This is a genomic window from Lysinibacillus parviboronicapiens, assembly GCF_003049575.1.
Taxonomy (GTDB): Bacteria; Bacillota; Bacilli; order Bacillales_A; family Planococcaceae; genus Lysinibacillus; species Lysinibacillus parviboronicapiens.
On record NZ_PYWI01000001.1, the window covers coordinates 380,683 to 397,146 of the forward strand.

Sequence of the window (16,464 nt, forward strand, 5' to 3'; positions counted from 1 at the left end):
AATTCCTAAAATTAGCTAAATACCGCAAATATTATGATGGATACAAATAGAATGGTCATATGATTCAACGAATAAATAAACATTTTATTTGCCCATTTTATATCATCTTTTGTGGTAAAGCCCTTAAGAGCTAGTATTACCCAACCCAAGTTCAATGCAGTCGCAAGTATTAAGAAGCCATTTCCTAGCTCTGTTAAAAGGAACGGTAACGGAAATAATAAAAGAATCCAGAAAACCATTGAGTACTTTGTTCGTTTAAATCCTTTTACAACAGGTAGCATGGGAATATTAGCCGCACGATATTCTTCTGTTCGTTTCATAGCAAGTGCATAAAAATGCGGTGGTTGCCATGCAAACATGATAAGAAATAAAGCAAGCGCTCCTGGACCAAGTGCAGGTTCAACTGCTGCGAAACCGATGATTGGCGGAATCGCGCCAGAAATACTTCCTACAACCGTGTTACTAACATGCTTCCTTTTTGACCACATTGAGTACAGAACGACATAAGCAAATATTCCTACTAGTCCCCACATGCCGGCAGCAAATGATGCCGCAAATAACAAAATTTCACCTACAATTAAAAATGAGAGGGCAATGGTCAATACAAAATTCGGCTTGAATCTACCTGTTACTGTCGGTCTTGCCTTCGTTCTTTTCATAATCGGGTCAATATCTTGATCAATGAAATTATTCATCGCACCCGAACCGCCGATAATTAATGCCGCACCCAGCATGGTGCAAAATATGACATCAAGCTCTTGCAAGAAATGTCTACCAGTAAACTGAAATGCCAGCCACATCCCTGTAAACGTTGTGACAAGATTCGAGTTGACGATTCCAATTTTTATTAGTGCTAAGAAATCTTTTACAACAGATGTTGTTTCTGGTTCAGTATTTCTAGTAGCCGTCAGTGTACGACCGTTTGACATGATACCTCTCCTTTCATTTTTGTAAGCATATTCCGCTAACACTAACTATAGCGAAATTTGCGATTGATTTCTAGACGTTTAGTGAAATTTAGATGAAGTTGTAAAAATTAGCTTAGTCTAGAAATATAATTAAAAACAACATATCTATAGTAAAACATTTTCTAAAATGAATTGTGAAGGTTAAAGCACGAAATTATGAACAATTTGTGAAATGGAATCGACATCTATTACTCCCTTCTCTTTACAAGTTGTTTTTTAAACGTATTTTAGATATTATCTAGTAGCAGAAACATTACGTTCATGTAATGTTGATAGATAAAGTAGGTGACTCATTATATGCAACACAACAGGTATATGAAGTGGTTTGCTGTTGCTGCTACTGTGGGGATGCTCCTTATTTTACTGGGCGGGGCACTCGTTACCAAAACAGATAGTGGCTTAGGCTGTGGCCGAAACTGGCCCGATTGCAATGGTTCTCTAATTCCAAAAGAAATAACACCAGAAGTATTAATTGAATTCTCGCATCGTCTTGTTACAGGAGTCGTGTCAATTTCAATTCTTGCCTTAACAATATGGACGTGGCGTAAACTCGGTCATATTCGAGAAGTTAAATTTTTAGGTATCTTAGCAATGTTCTTCTTAATCGCACAGGCCCTTATCGGGGCAGCTCAAGTGCTTTGGGGACAAGGTGATTTCATTCTTGCTCTGCATTTTGGGATTTCCCTTATTTCCTTTGCAGCGGTTCTCCTTCTTTCTATGATTGTATTTGAAGTAGACCGGAAATTTGATGCTGATAACGTATTTATTGGCAAAAAGTTACGTTGGCATACGATTGCTGTCACAATTTATTCTTATTTAGTCGTCTATACGGGGGCGCTAGTACGCCATACTGATTCAAGCCTAATATGTCCTGATTGGCCGTTTTGTTACAATGAAACACCTTTTGCACTACCAAATAATATGTACGAATGGGTGCAAATGGGACACCGGCTTGCAGTTCTCATTATTTTCATTTGGATTACATACATAACGTGGCACGCTATAAAAGAATACAAAAATCAACGCGTTATTTATTATGGTTGGGTAATTGCCTTCATAATTGTAATTCTACAAGTTTTAGCTGGTATGTTAGTAGTCCTTACTAGATTAAATCTGACAGTCGCTTTATTGCATTCATTGTTTATTTCACTTTTATTCGGTCTGCTGTGCTATATGATTATGCTAGTAGCACGTAGTAATTTTAATGAGAAAAGTAAATGATTAAAGAAAAAGATTCGACACAATAACGTGCCGAATCTTTTCTCTATTTAAGCTTTGATTTGTCTTTTCGTTACTTCTGAACCAATCGCTCCTACAATTAAAATTCCAAATGACACAAGTGCAACATCTGTAAAAAATGTAGTAAATGGTATGGCGAAAAACCAACAAATTGCTGTAATAATACGCCCTGCTAATAATATTAAACCAATCATAAGCATCCAGTTAAATATACTTTTAAGCATGTTTTGTTTCCTCTACCTTCATTGCGTTCTTATAATTTCATTTATTTCTTCACTATACGACTGTGCCCCAATTGCTAGTGATCCCCCACCATATACTCACATATCGACCCTTGTCTCACTTTTGCCAGCACATCAACGAAACAATCTTAAAACATCCTTGAGCTTTTCCGTTTTCCAACACCCCGCATTACGCTATTAGTAGCAGTAGCGGATCATTCCCATCATCGCGTAGCTTATAATAATATGGCATAGCCTTTTCAGTACGTGCATAAAAAACAATTTTTAGCATGTCATATTATACTTAGGGTGTGTTGCTTAATAAGTAGTGCTCGCTTCGACAAAGCTAGCTAGTTGAACACTAGGCTCATCAGTTTCAAATGTTTCGTAACATAAGCTTTGCACATTGCTCGAGTAGTGCTTGTATAATTTGATTAATCCAATCTTGTCGGTCTGTGAAGTGATCGGAAACAAGTGTCGTACTAATGGAAGCCTGTTTTGCAATTTGAGCTAGGCTCGATTTGACATATCCGATATCATCGAATGTCACAATTGTTGCTTCAATAATTTGCTGTTTCCTCGCCTCTCTTATCAACTATCATAGACTCCACCTTTTTGATTAGTTAATCAAATTTATGTGCAAATATTATAAAAATAGAAAAAAGATTATTAGTACGCTAAAATAGCCGTCTAATAACCTTCTTTTTTAAATTATTCAATTTCTATTAATAGATCACCTGTTGAAATAGCATCGCCCGCAGTGGCGTATACCTCTTTAACCACCCCGTCCTTTGGTGCCTGTACCGTTGTTTCCATTTTCATGGCCTCGGTAATCAGTAGATGGTCCCCCCGTTTAACAGGGCTACCTTTGGAAACGACTACCTTCAGCACTGTCCCAGGCATCGTTGCACCTATTTGGTTCGGGTTGCTTGGGTCCGCCTTTAAGACGATACTGCCGTCTACTTCGACGGTCATATCTTGAATGACCAGTTCACGTGATTGGCCATTTAATTCAAAATACATGACACGTGTACCATCATGCTGAGGCTCACCAATCGAGACGAGCTTCACAATGAGGGTCTTGCCTTTTTCAATTTCCACTTCAATTTCTTCGCCTAATTTTAAGCCGTATAAGAACGTCGGCGTATCTAATACCGAAATATTGCCGAACGACTCGACTGTTTTCGCATACTCGTCAAATACTTTTGGATACAGGGCATAAGCGAGAATATCTTGTTTTGTGACCGGTCGCTGTAATTTATCTTCAAGCACGGCTTCTAATTGTGCAAAGTCTACAGGCGCTAATAGCTCACCAGCACGCACAGTAATGGCTTCACGATCTTTTAAGACTACTTGTTGGAGCGCTGGTGGGAAACCGCCATGGGGCTGTCCTAAATAGCCTTGGAAGAACTCGATGACGGAATCTGGAAAGTCAATTTGTTTTCCCTTTGTCAGGATATTGTCTTCATCCAGCTCATTTTGCACCATGAATAACGCCATATCGCCGACAACTTTGGACGACGGTGTAACTTTCACAATATCGCCAAATAACAGGTTGACTCGAGCATACATGCGCTTTACTTCATCCCAACGGTCGCCCAGCCCTACTGCTTTTGCCTGCTGCTGGAGGTTACTGTATTGACCACCTGGCATCTCATGCACATAAATTTCCGAATGCGGACTCATCATGCCACTTTCGAAATCTTTATAGTATTTCCGCACATCTTCCCAGTAGTATGATAGTTTTTCGAGTGACTCGATATCGGCACGAATTGCTCGTTTGCCGCCCTTCATGGCATAGTACAATGAGTTGGCACTTGGCTGTGATGTTAAGCCGGCCATTGACCCGAGGGCTGTATCAATGATATCCACCCCAGCCTCGATTGCTTTTGCGTATACATAAATCCCATTACCACTTGTATCATGTGTATGCAGATGAATCGGTAGGCTTGTCGCCTCTTTTAGCTCCGAAATTAAACGGTAGGCTGCTTCTGGCTTCAATAAACCGGCCATATCTTTAATCGCTAAAATATGGGCACCGGCCGCCTCTAGCTCCTGCGCCATATCTTTGTAATATTGCACCGAGTATTTCGCACGGGTATCGTCGAAAATATCCCCCGTGTAGCAGATGGCAGCTTCGGCGACTTTACCCGACGTACGCGCTGCATCTATCGCCACTTCCATGCCTTTTATCCAGTTCAAACTATCAAAAATACGGAACACATCAATGCCTGATGCGGCCGATTCGGCAATAAACGCACGGATTAAATTGTCTGGATAGTTCGTGTAGCCCACCGCATTGGCTCCTCGCAATAACATTTGGAATAACACATTCGGTACTTGTGCGCGTAGTTTGGCTAATCGCTCCCACGGGTCTTCTTTTAAGAAGCGATACGCCACGTCAAATGTAGCTCCACCCCACATTTCAAGGGAAAAGAAATTGTGCATCATGCGCGCTGTTTCATCGGCAATTTGGAACATATCCTGGGAACGCACACGTGTCGCTAATAAGGATTGATGGGCATCACGAAACGTTGTATCGGTTAACAACACATCGTCCTGTGCAAGAATCCACTTGACGAGCCCCTCTGCACCTTGCGTCTCTAAAATCTGCTTTGTGCCCGTTAAAGGCTGACCATTCAAGTCTACTAATGGTTTAAGTGGCTGCGTGAAAATAGGCTTGGCCTTCTTTTCCACCCCTGGGAAGCCATTTAATGTGACATTGCCGATATAGCTCAGTAATTTCGTGCCTCGGTCTTGACGCACCGGGAAGTTAAATAATTCAGGCGTTGTATCAATAAAGCTTGTATCAAACGCACCTGAGATAAATTTTTCATGTGTCACGACATTATTTAAAAACGGAATATTCGTTTTCACGCCACGGATACGGAATTCTTTTAAATTGCGATCCATCTTCGCTGCGGCTTCTTTAAATGTCATGCCTGATGTTGAAATTTTCACGAGTAAGGAATCGTAATAAGGTGTAACCACGGCTCCTTGGAAGCCATTGCCGGCATCTAAGCGTACGCCAAAGCCGCCACTTGAACGGTAGACCATCAGCTTGCCTGTATCCGGCATAAAGTCATTGGCGGGGTCTTCAGTCGTAACACGTGCTTGAATGGCATAACCAAACAACGGAATAGCTGCCTGCTCAGGTATATGAATCGCTTCGCTATGCAAACCGTAGCCCGCCGCTACCTTGATTTGGGCATGCACAATATCAATACCTGTAATCATTTCAGTAATGGTATGCTCCACTTGAATACGAGGATTAACCTCAATGAAATAAAAATCTTCTCCCGCGACTAAAAACTCCACTGTCCCTGCATTTATGTACGAGACATTTTTCATCAGTTTCACGGCTGCATCGCAAATTCGATTGCGTAAATTTTCTGACAAAGAATTAGATGGGGCGATTTCAACGACTTTTTGATGGCGACGCTGGATCGAACAATCTCGTTCATATAAATGGACGATATTGCCGTCTTTGTCTCCGATAATTTGTACTTCAATATGTTTAGGCTGTAAAATACATTTTTCTACGTATACTTCGTCTGAACCAAAGGCAGCTTTGGCTTCTGATTTGGCGCGCTCGTAGGCTGATGTTGCCTCTTCCTGCGTGTGAACAACGCGCATACCACGCCCTCCACCACCTAAGGACGCTTTAATCATCAATGGATAGCCATATTGCGCACCAAATGTGAGCACTTCTTCGACCGAAGCCACTGGGCCATCTGTCCCAGGGATCACCGGAATATCTGCACGCACAGCCTGTTCGCGTGCCTTCACCTTATCACCGAACATATCGAGGTGCTGCGAGGTTGGCCCGATAAAAAGAATGCCTTCTTCTTCACAACGGCGGGCAAAGTCCACATTTTCAGATAAAAAACCATAACCTGGATGAATCGCATCAACACCTGCATCTTTGGCAATGGAAATGATGCCCTCGATATCTAAATAAGCATCGATTGGTTTCTTGCCAGCACCGACTAAATACGCCTCGTCCGCTTTATAGCGATGGAATGCCCCACTATCTTCACGCGAATAAATAGCCACAGTGCGAATGTTTAGCTCCGTACACGCACGGAAAATACGAATTGCAATTTCTCCCCTATTTGCTACAAGAATTTTGTTGATTGATTCCATTAGTATCCCCCTTATGATTGTGAACTTTTTCTTGCTACCTTTTCAAACATGGAAATATTCACTAATATTCCCATAGCTAAAGATAGCAAAATTATAGATGTCCCGCCATAACTAATAAAAGGTAGCGTTACACCGGTTAACGGGATTATCCCAGTTACACCCCCAAGATTAATAAACGTCTGCCATGCAATCCAGCATGCTATACCAGCCGCAATCATGCGTGCTAACGGATCTTTCGTACGCAGTGCGATTGAAATACCTTTATATACGATAAATCCTAAACCACTTATGACAATCAGAACTCCCCAAATACCGAGTTCCTCCATAATAATCGCCATAATAAAATCTGTGTGAGGTTCTGGTAGATAACCTAACTTTTGAATCGATTGCCCCAGACCTCTACCTTCTAAACCACCACCACCAATTGCGTAATAACCATTTACAACCTGATGACCAATTGTATCCTCATAATCAAATGGATTAAAGTAAGATTGGATACGACCCATTCGTTTTTCGGTTAACACTTGCCCTTTAAAGGCAAAGAGTAAAGTTAAAATAATACCACCAAACGCCCCTAACACGCCAAAAAATTTCCAAAATATTTTAAATGGTATACCACTCGCTGCTACGACAGAAATAGCAATCCCACAAAGAATAATTACAGCTCCTAAATCGGTTTCAAAGGCAACACTGGCTACAACAAGTATCCAAAGAAATATCGGATAAAAAATCTCCGTTGGTTGCAGCTTTTCAAACGTATATTTTTGTGCTTTGCGATAAAATGCAGCAGCAAAATATAAAATTATAAATAGTTTCGCATACTCGGAAGGTTGGAAATTCCCTAATCCTGGAACAATAATCCAACTTTGCGAGCCTACCTCTTCAGCACCAAAACCCGCTACTTTTAACCAGGTAAAGAGCACCACTAATATAACCGTTAATAGCAACATTATATTTTTATTAGCATAATGCTTATACGGGAAAATTGCTGCTACTAAAAAAGCTAAAAATGCCACTGTTAGATTTTTCACCTGTTTGAGATAAAAGTAATCTGGCGCTTGTCCCTCTCTTACAATCGCCACCATCATACTTGAACTATAAATCATCACTAATCCAAAGAGACTTAACAATAGGACCGTAAAAAATAATGGATAATCAAAATTTTGTGCATAGCGTTTTAGATATTGTTTCATTGTGAAAACCTCGTTCTAGAAAAAAAACTCAAATCGCAAGGAGCGTTTGAGTTTTTTCTTTTTATTTGTCTGTATACGCGTCATGTAGTACAGAAAGTTCTTTCTCGAGCGAGTCGAGAATTTCTTTGCCTTTTTCGCGTTCAATGAGTCCAAGCTTCACAGCAAAGTCTATTTCACGTGAAAGGCCGAACATTTGTGTATCTAATACTTCCTCATATAAAGGGCATTGTGGCATTGTTAAATGATCCATTTGTACTCGAATGAGGCGAGCAATTTTATCTGCATCAGCTACTAATAGCTCCAAAGCCTTCTCTTGAAAAGAAGTTTGTGATTTCGTATCCATGAGGACGCCCCCATTATCTGATATTTCTTCGATTCTATCTTAATAAAGTTTATCTTCTAGTCGTTAAAAATGCAAGTGTCTTCGTTGTAAAAAGACAATTCGAATTATATTTCTTTATTATCTCCTGTCATTAGCGGTATACTATTTCATGGATATACAAGATTTGAGGAGGATTTCTATTATGGAAACAATTATTCCTATCAAGGGTGCAGTTTCATATCAACTTACATTAGATCCAACTGTTTGGATTTTCGATGACCGTAAACTAGACTTAAACACATACTTCCACACAAAAGTAGACGAGGAAGATGCGGATACAAAATATATGCGTGAAGTTGGTGCTCACTGGTCACGTGAAATTATGGAAGGTGCTACTTTCCCACCAACATTAAAATCAGAACGAAAATTCGACCGTAAAGGAATGGAAACAGGAACTTTTGGTATCGAATTAAGTCATTTTTTGAAAAACGCTGACATTAAACCGGAAGCGACAAAAATCGTCATTGAATGTCAAGAAGGTCAAGAACATACATTTACCATTGAAGAAGCATATACGCTTATTTTTAAATACAGCCAAGATGGTAAGCCGTTAAATGAAGATGGACCCGTTCATGTATTGTTCGGAGACGGCTCAAATGTAGACAATCCTATTAAAAATGTGTTAGCCATTCGTGCAGAATAGGGAGGGTATGCTATGCGCGTAAAATGTGTCATTTGCGATACGATTAACCAGTTAGATGATGATTTACCGTTAGCAAAAAAATTACGCAATCGTCCGATTCATACGTATATGTGCGACACCTGTCATGATCGTATTAAACAAAATACAGTAACACGAATAGAAACGGGTAACTTCCGTTTCTATCGTACGTCTCCACATATGGATAAAGAGTTTTAAGATTCATTAACAATACAAAAGGTTTCGGGTATGCTGGTCATTCTCGAAACCTTTTGATTTTTTTTGTGATTTTCATTCAAGTGGCGCCCCACTCTCTGGGTCAGCCGTAGTCATCTTGATTTCTTTTATTTGTTCTTTTTCAAAGTTCACTATGATCTTGTTCATTATTTATATTTTTAAGTCATCCTATCCATCGTCGCATCATTTTTAGACGTCTCGAATTGATTGGAGCGCAGGCTAGTGTAGCTGGCGGCATTGCCCTTTCACTACAGAACAAAGCTTCCTGCGGGAATAGCATGAGCTGAAGACCCCGCAGAAACTTAGCGACAAGGAGACTGAAGCCATGCCCGCTACAAAGCTTAGCGGAAATCAATGGGTCCATATAGATACTTCTATCTTTTAAAAAAAGATGGTAAACAAACTCAATCTTTTGAGTTTGTCTACCGCCTAAAAGAGGCTGGAACAAAACTTTAAATTTTAAGAAAGAAAGCAAAGGTATTATTAAATTTTCGCTATCTAAAATAAAGAAAAATTTAGATGTTCTTCCTTTTGGCATAAAGAAAAATTTAGAAGAGTGCACTAGTTGATGGTAGCGAAGGCGGCGACTCCTGGTGATTAGCGTGGCGCCTGAGACTACAGGCTCAGGCCACGCCCCCGGAAAGCGTCCGCCGTAGTGGACATAACGTTCACAGCAAAAAAGTGTTAGATCGACATCAGTCGATCTAACACTTTTTCTCTTTTGTCCCAGCCTCTTGTTAATTAACCATTATTTTTTATAATCGCCTTCTCAATCAATTCGACAATTTGATACATAATAGTGGCAAAAAAAGCGATAATGAGCAGCGACATTAGCACAAGATTAAAGTTAAATACTTGGAAGCCATAAATGATTAAATAGCCAAGTCCTTTCGACGCCACTAAAAACTCGCCTACGATAACTCCGACCCATGACAACCCAACATTAACCTTCAATGTTGAAATAATTGTTGGGAATGATGCTGGTAAAATGACCTCTTTAAATGTTTGCCACCTTGTTGCTCCGAATGTTTGCAAAACTTTACTATAATTCGGGTCAACTCCCTTAAAGGCGGTATAAACAACAATAGTTGTAATGATAATCGAAATCAGTGCACCCATGGCGATAATTGAAAAGTATCCTGGGCCGAGTGCAACGATTAGAATCGGTCCGAGCGCAACTTTTGGCATTGCATTTAAAATTACTAAATACGGGTCTAGTATCTTTGATAACATAGGTGACCACCAAAGCACTGTTGCGATTAACGTCCCTAGTAGAGTACCCGCAATAAAGCCAATAATCGTCTCCATAAGGGTCACACTAACATGTAAAGTTAACGAACCATCACTCACTTTTTCTATAAACGTGTGCCACACACGAGTTGGTGAACTAAAAATTAAGCGATCAATCCATTCAAGTCTTGAAAATAATTCCCACCCACCAAAAAATACGACTAAGATAATCAGTTGATATAACCGCACGAAACGTTTTTCTTTTTTAAGCAATTGCAAGTATTGTTTAAATTGTTTGTTATCCAAGGCTCTCCAGCTCCTTCCAAATCGTTTGGAATACTTCTGAATATGCCGGATGTTGTCTTACATCAAAAGGTGATAACTCTTGTAATTCTGTTGGTATTTCAAACACTTTATGCAAAGTACCCGGGTTTGCCGAAAAGAGAAATACTCGTTCACTCATTGCAATGGCTTCACCAATATCATGAGTCACGAGAATCGCCGTTTTATGATAGGCCTTTAATGTTTCAACGACTAAGTCCTCCAGCTTTAATTTTGATTGATAATCAAGTGCAGAAAATGGTTCATCAAGCAATAAGATTTTGGGGTTAACTGCCAGGGTTCTTGCCAAAGCTACACGCTGACGCATTCCCCCAGATAATTCTCTTGGATAACTGCTCCCAACATGCGGCAAACCAATTTCTTGTAAAAGTGCATTCGCTGTTACCTTATGTGATTTTTTGTTGCGTTCAATTAATTTTAAGCCAATTGTGACATTTTCTTCTATTGTTTTCCACGGAAATAAATAATCTTGTTGCAGCATATAGCCAATGAGTGACTGATTATGTGGGGAAATTTCTTCATTGTCAATAAACACCTTACCTTCTGTCGAACGAAATAATCCAGCAATTATCGACAACAGAGTTGTTTTACCACAGCCACTTGGCCCTATAAAAGATACAAACTCACCTTCTTGAATAGTTAAACTAATATCACGTAAAACTTCCTTTGCCTGCGTACTTGAAAAATAGCTGTGGTGAATATGTTCGAGCTCTAAAAACCCCATTACTCTGCAGCCTTTTTAGCAAACGTTGTATTTACAAGCTTTTCATAATCTACACGTTGAGGAAGTTCACCTGCTTCCTCCATTATCGTTTGTAGGTTATCCCATTCTGCTTCATCTAAAATTGCATCAGTTGCAAATGAGCCCTGAGATTTATAGCGCTCAACAACTGTTTCAATTACAACTATATCGACATTTTCAAAATAGGGCTGAATAATTTTCGCAATTTCAGCAGAACTTTTTTCCTGCACAAAATCTTGCGCTCGCTTCAATGCATTTGTAAAGCTCTGAACTGTTTTGGCATCATCCTCTAAATAACTGCTTTTTGCCATAAATGAAGTATAAGGTAAGTGACCCGATTCAGTGCCAAATGAGGCAACAATATAGCCCTTGCCTTCTTTTTCAAATACACTAGCGGTTGGTTCAAATAACTGAACAAAATCTCCAGTTCCAGAGGCGAAGGCAGTAGCAATATTAGCAAAATCAATATTTTGAATGAGTGTTAGATCTTTTGTAGGATCAATACCATGCTTTTTCAACACAAATTCGCCTGCCATTTGAGGCATTCCACCTTTACGTTGCCCTAGGAATGTAGACCCTTTTAACTCTTCCCACGAAAAGTTTTCAATCTTTTCACGCGCAACTAAAAATGTACCATCTGTTTGCGTTAATTGTGCAAAGTTTTGAATCGGATCATTTGAGCCTTGCGCCGTTACATATATAGATGTTTCTGAGCCAACTAAGGCGATATCAATGCCATCCGACAGTAACGCTGTCATTGTCTTATCGCCACCTGCTATTGTTTGAAGTTCAACCGACAGCCCTTCATCTTCGAAAAAACCTTTTTCAAGGGCTACGTATTGCGGTGCATAGAAAATCGAGCGCGTCACTTCTCCAACTTTGACTTTTTCGAGCTCAGCTTTATTACACGCCGCCAATGAAAGGAGCAACAAAGCAATACCACTAAATAAAAAACCTTTTTTAAGCCAACGCATTCCATTTCCTCCCTGATTGATGAAATAGCCTATCGACATTAACTTATTCACGTTAGAAGATTTCGGTGCCAACCATTTTACTTCGCGAAACACCATTGATTGAAATTAAGTGTGAAGGAGTTCTTTCCTATGTAGATTGCTAAAGACGTTAATACTTATCTCTCTAACCACAGAAAAACAGTCTTAGCAAATACATGCTAAGACTGTTTTATGCCATAAAAACTTAATGTAAGTTTCACAGGATAGGAGCCAAGCTACTCTCATTGATTGGCAGCTTGTTGCTCTTCTCTTTTTTCTCGCCACATTCGTGTTTTGTATATAATCAAAATTAACGCCGCTACGATGAGGCCTTCAATCATAGGTAGGAATAACGCGAAAAATGTCAACATAATACATCCCACAAATAGGAACACATAAATGACAATATTTTGAGATAGCTTTAACTTTTTTGCAAAGCCTAATTTATAGACAATTGCAGAAAGTACAAATACAAGAAGAAATACAACATAGCCTGCAATTTCATAGCTCGGTAAATTTTCATATAAAAATCTTGTTATACCAGCCATTCTCTCATAAACCCTTGTTGTCTGCTCTGCATTTGTTGATGCAGCAACTTGAATAACATTTAGTTCACCCAATAAAGCGGACTTTATATCCAAGACTCCTCTTCCTTTCATTGCAGCGGAAAATTATTGTTCTGCGTTACGTAATTTTTTCGCTGCTTTCTCACGTTCGTTTTTATCTAGAATTTTTTTACGAAGACGAATAGATTCTGGTGTGATTTCTAAGTACTCATCATCACCTAGGTATTCAAGTGCTTCTTCTAAAGATAAAATACGTGGTTTTTTAATAACATTCGTTTGGTCTTTATTTGCTGAACGGATGTTTGTTTTTTGTTTCATTTTTGTGATATTTACAGTGATATCAGCGTCACGAGTATTTTCTCCAACGATCATACCTTCGTAAATATCTGTACCTGGCTCCAAGAATAGTGTACCACGGTCTTCAATTTGCATCATACCATAAGTTGTTGATTTACCAGTTTCCATTGAAACGAGTACGCCTTGGTGACGTCCACCAATTTTACCTGGTAATAATGGTTGGTAGCAATCAAACGTATGGTTGATAATACCGAAACCTTTTGTCATTGACATAAATTCAGTTGTATAACCGATTAATCCACGAGCTGGTACTAAGAACGTTAAACGAACTTGACCACTGCCGTTGTTCACCATATCAAGCATTTCGCCTTTACGAGTACCAATGGATTCAATAATTGAACCAACATTTTCTTCAGGAACATCGATTTGAACGCGTTCAAATGGTTCACATTTTACGCCATCGATTTCACGCACGATTACTTGCGGTTTAGATACTTGTAATTCGAAACCTTCACGACGCATATTTTCGATCAGGATTGATAAGTGAAGCTCACCACGACCTGAAACTGTCCAAGCATCTGGAGAATCCGTATCTTCAACACGTAAAGATACGTCAGTTTGTAATTGAGCACGTAAACGCTCTTCTACTTTACGAGAAGTAACCCATTTCCCTTCACGACCTGCAAATGGAGAATTGTTTACTAAGAAAGTCATTTGTAAAGTTGGCTCATCGATACGTAAAGGCGTAAGCGCCTCTTGGTGCTCAACAGGACAAACTGTTTCACCAACATTGATATCTTCCATACCTGAAACGGCGATTAAGTCACCAGCTTTTGCTGTCTCTACTTCTTCACGTTTTAAGCCGAAGAAACCAAAGATTTTGGTTACACGGAAGTTTTTCACTGTACCGTCTAATTTCATCAGTGCAACTTGTTGACCTACAGAAATTGTTCCGCGGAATACACGACCAATCCCGATACGTCCAACGAAGTCATTATAATCAAGTAAAGCTACTTGGAATTGTAATGGTTCTTCTGAGTTATCAACTGGTGCTGGGATAGCCTCAATAACTTTTTCAAATAGACATTTCATATTTTCTTCTTGTTTAGATGGATCAGCGTCCAACGAAGCCGTACCATTTACTCCTGAAGCATAAACAACTGGGAAGTCTAATTGATCGTCATCTGCACCTAGCTCGATGAATAATTCAAGCACTTCATCTACTACTTCTAGTGGGCGAGCTGAATCTTTGTCCACTTTGTTCACAACAACGATTGGTGTTAAGCGTTGTTCTAATGCTTTTTTCAGTACGAAACGTGTTTGAGGCATACAACCTTCATACGCATCGACAACTAGTAAAACGCCGTCTACCATTTTTAAAATACGTTCTACCTCACCACCGAAGTCAGCGTGTCCAGGCGTATCAAGGATGTTGATACGAGTTCCTTCATAGTTTACTGCTGTATTTTTAGCTAAAATCGTAATACCACGTTCGCGTTCAATATCATTAGAGTCCATTGCACGTTCTTCAACACGTTCGTTTGAACGGAATGTACCTGATTGTTTTAATAATTGGTCGACTAAAGTAGTTTTACCATGGTCAACGTGGGCGATAATTGCGATATTGCGAAGATCTTGACGTAAGTTTGTCATTATTCCACTCCATATTCTTTTTTCGTATGTTTAACTGTGATATTATAGCACAAGAAGGATGTAAATGTCCTTATTAGAATTTCTATCATTCTAAAAAAAATATTTTTGAATCAAAAATTTATAATAAAATAGGAGGCTCGGCTATGAATCGTGCAAAATTCGTAATGGCCATTTATGCATTGGCGGCTATATTAGCAATGTGTGCTATCGGTTATTCCGTAGCAGCTCGTAGTGGATTTGGCATATTAGCAGGCATTGTGGCTACTTGTGTCATTTTCATGACAGCCTTTAAAATGAAACGTAAACTACGTGAACAAGGTTTACTATAATTTAATAACTAAGGTGGCGATTAAAGCTTAACAGCATCTATTGACGCCTGTGTTGTAAAATACTTTAGTCTACAAGGCGAAGGAGCTGTCCAAATAATGGACAGCTCCTTTCTTAGCGATAAGGCACAATATATTTGTCTAATAACTCTTTATGAATGGAAGGATTTGCGATGATAAAAGTATCTTGATTTAGAAAATCAAAATCTTCTCCATGTAAATTCGTTGCAATTGCACCAACTTCCTTAGCGATAATTGTCCCCCCGGCGATATCCCATGGAGACAGTCGCATGGAGACATACGCATCTAACTTACCACTTACAACAAAAGCTATTTCCATAGCTGCCGAGCCATATGAACGTGTACCACGAACTTTCCGAATCAATTCAATAACTTTTTCATGATGGATATGTCGATTTGGCGCCACCCAACTTGCATTAATACCAATCACTGACTCTTCAATTGAAACTGGCTGCAATTTACGTAGCGGTGAATCATTGTACCAAGCCCCTTCGCCAGCGACTGCATAGAATAAGTCTTCACGCATAACATCGAATATGTAACCGAGCTTACCAATACCGTTAATAAATATTCCAATTGAAATCATAAAGTGTCGATGTTGTTTGACAAAATTCATGGTGCCGTCAATTGGATCAATAATCCAAACAATACCATCTAACGATTCAACCTTCTCACCCATTCCCTCTTCGCCTAAGATTTTATGGGTCGGGTCAAACGTTTTAATTTTTTCTATGAAAAATAATTCTGTTTCACGGTCAATATTTGTAACAAGATCATTTGCATTAGATTTTGTTTCAATAACTAAATTGTAGGAAAATGCATTTCTAATGCGTTTACCCGCTTCAAAAATAATACTTTTCGCAAATTCATCGATTCGTTGTAAACTCATAATTACCCACCCTTCGTATATAAGAAAAGCGCATAAACGCCCATCAGTAAAACCACTATATCCTTTACTTCAGTATGCTACTGTCTTGTCAATATAGCCCCTTCTCCATCGCTGCTGGCTAAACAAAGGCACTACCTCCTACGATTACGCTACCATCGCATCCTACCGTGTAGTAGAGCCCACAACGTAAATAAACACAATAGACAATAGAAATACGCTTCAAACATGCGACAGCACCTTTAGACAGTGTTAAACACACCTCTCTAAACAGAGCCCTAGCCACTACACTTTCTATTATGATATATTATCTATTTTACCCTTTATAACAACAAAAATCACCTGCTGTCGGAATATTCAGCAAGTGATTTTATATGGGTATG

Annotated in this window: 16 protein-coding genes; 4 read left to right on the forward strand and 12 right to left on the reverse strand. The window is 39.3% G+C overall.

Features of this window, described 5'->3' with window-relative positions; all coding sequences use genetic code 11:
- Positions 1-11: 11 nt before the first annotated feature.
- The gene (gene cyoE / locus C9J35_RS01850) at positions 12-929 is read right to left on the reverse strand and encodes a heme o synthase (RefSeq protein ID WP_054767094.1); all 918 of its coding nucleotides are present in this window, start codon (positions 927-929) and stop codon (positions 12-14) included.
- 336 nt (positions 930-1,265) lie between these two features.
- Here cyoE and C9J35_RS01855 point away from each other — a divergent pair, with 336 nt between their 5' ends.
- On the forward strand, positions 1,266-2,189 hold the full coding sequence (locus tag C9J35_RS01855) for a COX15/CtaA family protein (protein ID WP_054767093.1): 924 nt from the start codon (positions 1,266-1,268) through the stop codon (positions 2,187-2,189).
- Positions 2,190-2,236: 47 nt separating this feature from the next.
- Here C9J35_RS01855 and C9J35_RS01860 read toward each other — a convergent pair whose 3' ends face one another.
- The 5 genes from C9J35_RS01860 to C9J35_RS01880 all read right to left on the reverse strand — a co-directional run bounded on the left by C9J35_RS01860 (position 2,237) and on the right by C9J35_RS01880 (position 8,110).
- The gene (locus C9J35_RS01860) at positions 2,237-2,431 is read right to left on the reverse strand and encodes a hypothetical protein (RefSeq protein WP_107923191.1); all 195 of its coding nucleotides are present in this window, start codon (positions 2,429-2,431) and stop codon (positions 2,237-2,239) included.
- 373 nt (positions 2,432-2,804) lie between these two features.
- A complete protein-coding gene (locus C9J35_RS23995) occupies positions 2,805-3,023 on the reverse strand; it encodes a TetR family transcriptional regulator C-terminal domain-containing protein (RefSeq protein ID WP_235616168.1) in 219 nt (72 codons plus the stop codon).
- Positions 3,024-3,139: 116 nt separating this feature from the next.
- Entirely contained in the window at positions 3,140-6,574 is a 3,435-nt protein-coding gene (pyc, locus tag C9J35_RS01870; protein WP_107923192.1) for a pyruvate carboxylase, read from the reverse strand.
- Positions 6,575-6,585: 11 nt separating this feature from the next.
- Positions 6,586-7,767: an FtsW/RodA/SpoVE family cell cycle protein gene (locus tag C9J35_RS01875; protein WP_107923193.1), complete on the reverse strand. Its 1,182-nt coding sequence runs from the start codon at positions 7,765-7,767 to the stop codon at positions 6,586-6,588.
- Between the two features lie 61 nt (positions 7,768-7,828).
- Positions 7,829-8,110 (reverse strand): Fpa/YlaN family protein, encoded by a 282-nt coding sequence (locus C9J35_RS01880; RefSeq protein WP_004224778.1) that lies wholly within the window; start codon positions 8,108-8,110, stop codon positions 7,829-7,831.
- A 181-nt stretch (positions 8,111-8,291) separates the two neighbouring features.
- Between C9J35_RS01880 and C9J35_RS01885 the strand changes: the two genes are divergently transcribed.
- Together C9J35_RS01885 and C9J35_RS01890 are read left to right on the forward strand one after the other, a co-directional pair.
- Positions 8,292-8,792 carry a molybdopterin-binding protein gene (locus C9J35_RS01885; protein ID WP_107923194.1) on the forward strand — a complete coding sequence of 167 codons (501 nt, stop codon included), beginning with the start codon at positions 8,292-8,294 and terminating at the stop codon, positions 8,790-8,792.
- 12 nt (positions 8,793-8,804) lie between these two features.
- A complete protein-coding gene (locus tag C9J35_RS01890) occupies positions 8,805-9,008 on the forward strand; it encodes a YlaI family protein (RefSeq protein ID WP_010858286.1) in 204 nt (67 codons plus the stop codon).
- Between the two features lie 759 nt (positions 9,009-9,767).
- Here C9J35_RS01890 and C9J35_RS01900 read toward each other — a convergent pair.
- The 5 genes from C9J35_RS01900 to typA all read right to left on the reverse strand — a co-directional run bounded on the left by C9J35_RS01900 (position 9,768) and on the right by typA (position 14,848).
- Positions 9,768-10,562 (reverse strand): ABC transporter permease, encoded by a 795-nt coding sequence (locus tag C9J35_RS01900; RefSeq protein ID WP_107923196.1) that lies wholly within the window; start codon positions 10,560-10,562, stop codon positions 9,768-9,770.
- A complete protein-coding gene (locus tag C9J35_RS01905; RefSeq protein WP_107923197.1) occupies positions 10,555-11,322 on the reverse strand; it encodes an ABC transporter ATP-binding protein in 768 nt (255 codons plus the stop codon). Before C9J35_RS01905 ends, C9J35_RS01900 begins: the two co-directional genes overlap by 8 nt.
- On the reverse strand, positions 11,322-12,314 hold the full coding sequence (locus tag C9J35_RS01910) for an ABC transporter substrate-binding protein (protein ID WP_107923198.1): 993 nt from the start codon (positions 12,312-12,314) through the stop codon (positions 11,322-11,324). The genes C9J35_RS01905 and C9J35_RS01910 overlap by 1 nt, the downstream gene beginning before the upstream one ends.
- 260 nt (positions 12,315-12,574) lie before the next feature.
- Positions 12,575-12,973 (reverse strand): YlaH-like family protein, encoded by a 399-nt coding sequence (locus C9J35_RS01915; protein WP_107923199.1) that lies wholly within the window; start codon positions 12,971-12,973, stop codon positions 12,575-12,577.
- A gap of 30 nt (positions 12,974-13,003) precedes the next feature.
- Positions 13,004-14,848, reverse strand: coding sequence for a translational GTPase TypA (gene typA / locus C9J35_RS01920; RefSeq protein ID WP_107923200.1), 1,845 nt, complete (start codon positions 14,846-14,848; stop codon positions 13,004-13,006).
- 143 nt (positions 14,849-14,991) lie between these two features.
- Here typA and C9J35_RS01925 point away from each other — a divergent pair, with 143 nt between their 5' ends.
- Complete coding sequence (locus C9J35_RS01925) at positions 14,992-15,177, forward strand: DUF5325 family protein (protein WP_054767091.1); 186 nt, start codon at positions 14,992-14,994, stop codon at positions 15,175-15,177.
- A 112-nt stretch (positions 15,178-15,289) separates the two neighbouring features.
- Here the strand turns inward: C9J35_RS01925 and C9J35_RS01930 are convergent, their stop codons facing one another.
- Positions 15,290-16,084 carry an inositol monophosphatase family protein gene (locus C9J35_RS01930; RefSeq protein WP_107923201.1) on the reverse strand — a complete coding sequence of 265 codons (795 nt, stop codon included), beginning with the start codon at positions 16,082-16,084 and terminating at the stop codon, positions 15,290-15,292.
- Positions 16,085-16,464: the final 380 nt, after the last annotated feature.

Bases quoted from the DNA above. Each gene is read 5' to 3' on its own strand.
- cyoE (WP_054767094.1), bottom strand. From the start codon at position 929: ATGTCAAACGGTCGTACACTGACGGCTACTAGAAATACTGAACCAGAA.
- C9J35_RS01855 (WP_054767093.1), top strand. From the start codon at position 1,266: ATGCAACACAACAGGTATATGAAGTGGTTTGCTGTTGCTGCTACTGTG.
- C9J35_RS01860 (WP_107923191.1), bottom strand. From the start codon at position 2,431: ATGCTTAAAAGTATATTTAACTGGATGCTTATGATTGGTTTAATATTA.
- pyc (WP_107923192.1), bottom strand. From the start codon at position 6,574: ATGGAATCAATCAACAAAATTCTTGTAGCAAATAGGGGAGAAATTGCA.
- C9J35_RS01875 (WP_107923193.1), bottom strand. From the start codon at position 7,767: ATGAAACAATATCTAAAACGCTATGCACAAAATTTTGATTATCCATTA.
- C9J35_RS01880 (WP_004224778.1), bottom strand. From the start codon at position 8,110: ATGGATACGAAATCACAAACTTCTTTTCAAGAGAAGGCTTTGGAGCTA.
- C9J35_RS01885 (WP_107923194.1), top strand. From the start codon at position 8,292: ATGGAAACAATTATTCCTATCAAGGGTGCAGTTTCATATCAACTTACA.
- C9J35_RS01890 (WP_010858286.1), top strand. From the start codon at position 8,805: ATGCGCGTAAAATGTGTCATTTGCGATACGATTAACCAGTTAGATGAT.
- C9J35_RS01905 (WP_107923197.1), bottom strand. From the start codon at position 11,322: ATGGGGTTTTTAGAGCTCGAACATATTCACCACAGCTATTTTTCAAGT.
- C9J35_RS01910 (WP_107923198.1), bottom strand. From the start codon at position 12,314: ATGCGTTGGCTTAAAAAAGGTTTTTTATTTAGTGGTATTGCTTTGTTG.
- typA (WP_107923200.1), bottom strand. From the start codon at position 14,848: ATGACAAACTTACGTCAAGATCTTCGCAATATCGCAATTATCGCCCAC.
- C9J35_RS01925 (WP_054767091.1), top strand. From the start codon at position 14,992: ATGAATCGTGCAAAATTCGTAATGGCCATTTATGCATTGGCGGCTATA.
- C9J35_RS01930 (WP_107923201.1), bottom strand. From the start codon at position 16,084: ATGAGTTTACAACGAATCGATGAATTTGCGAAAAGTATTATTTTTGAA.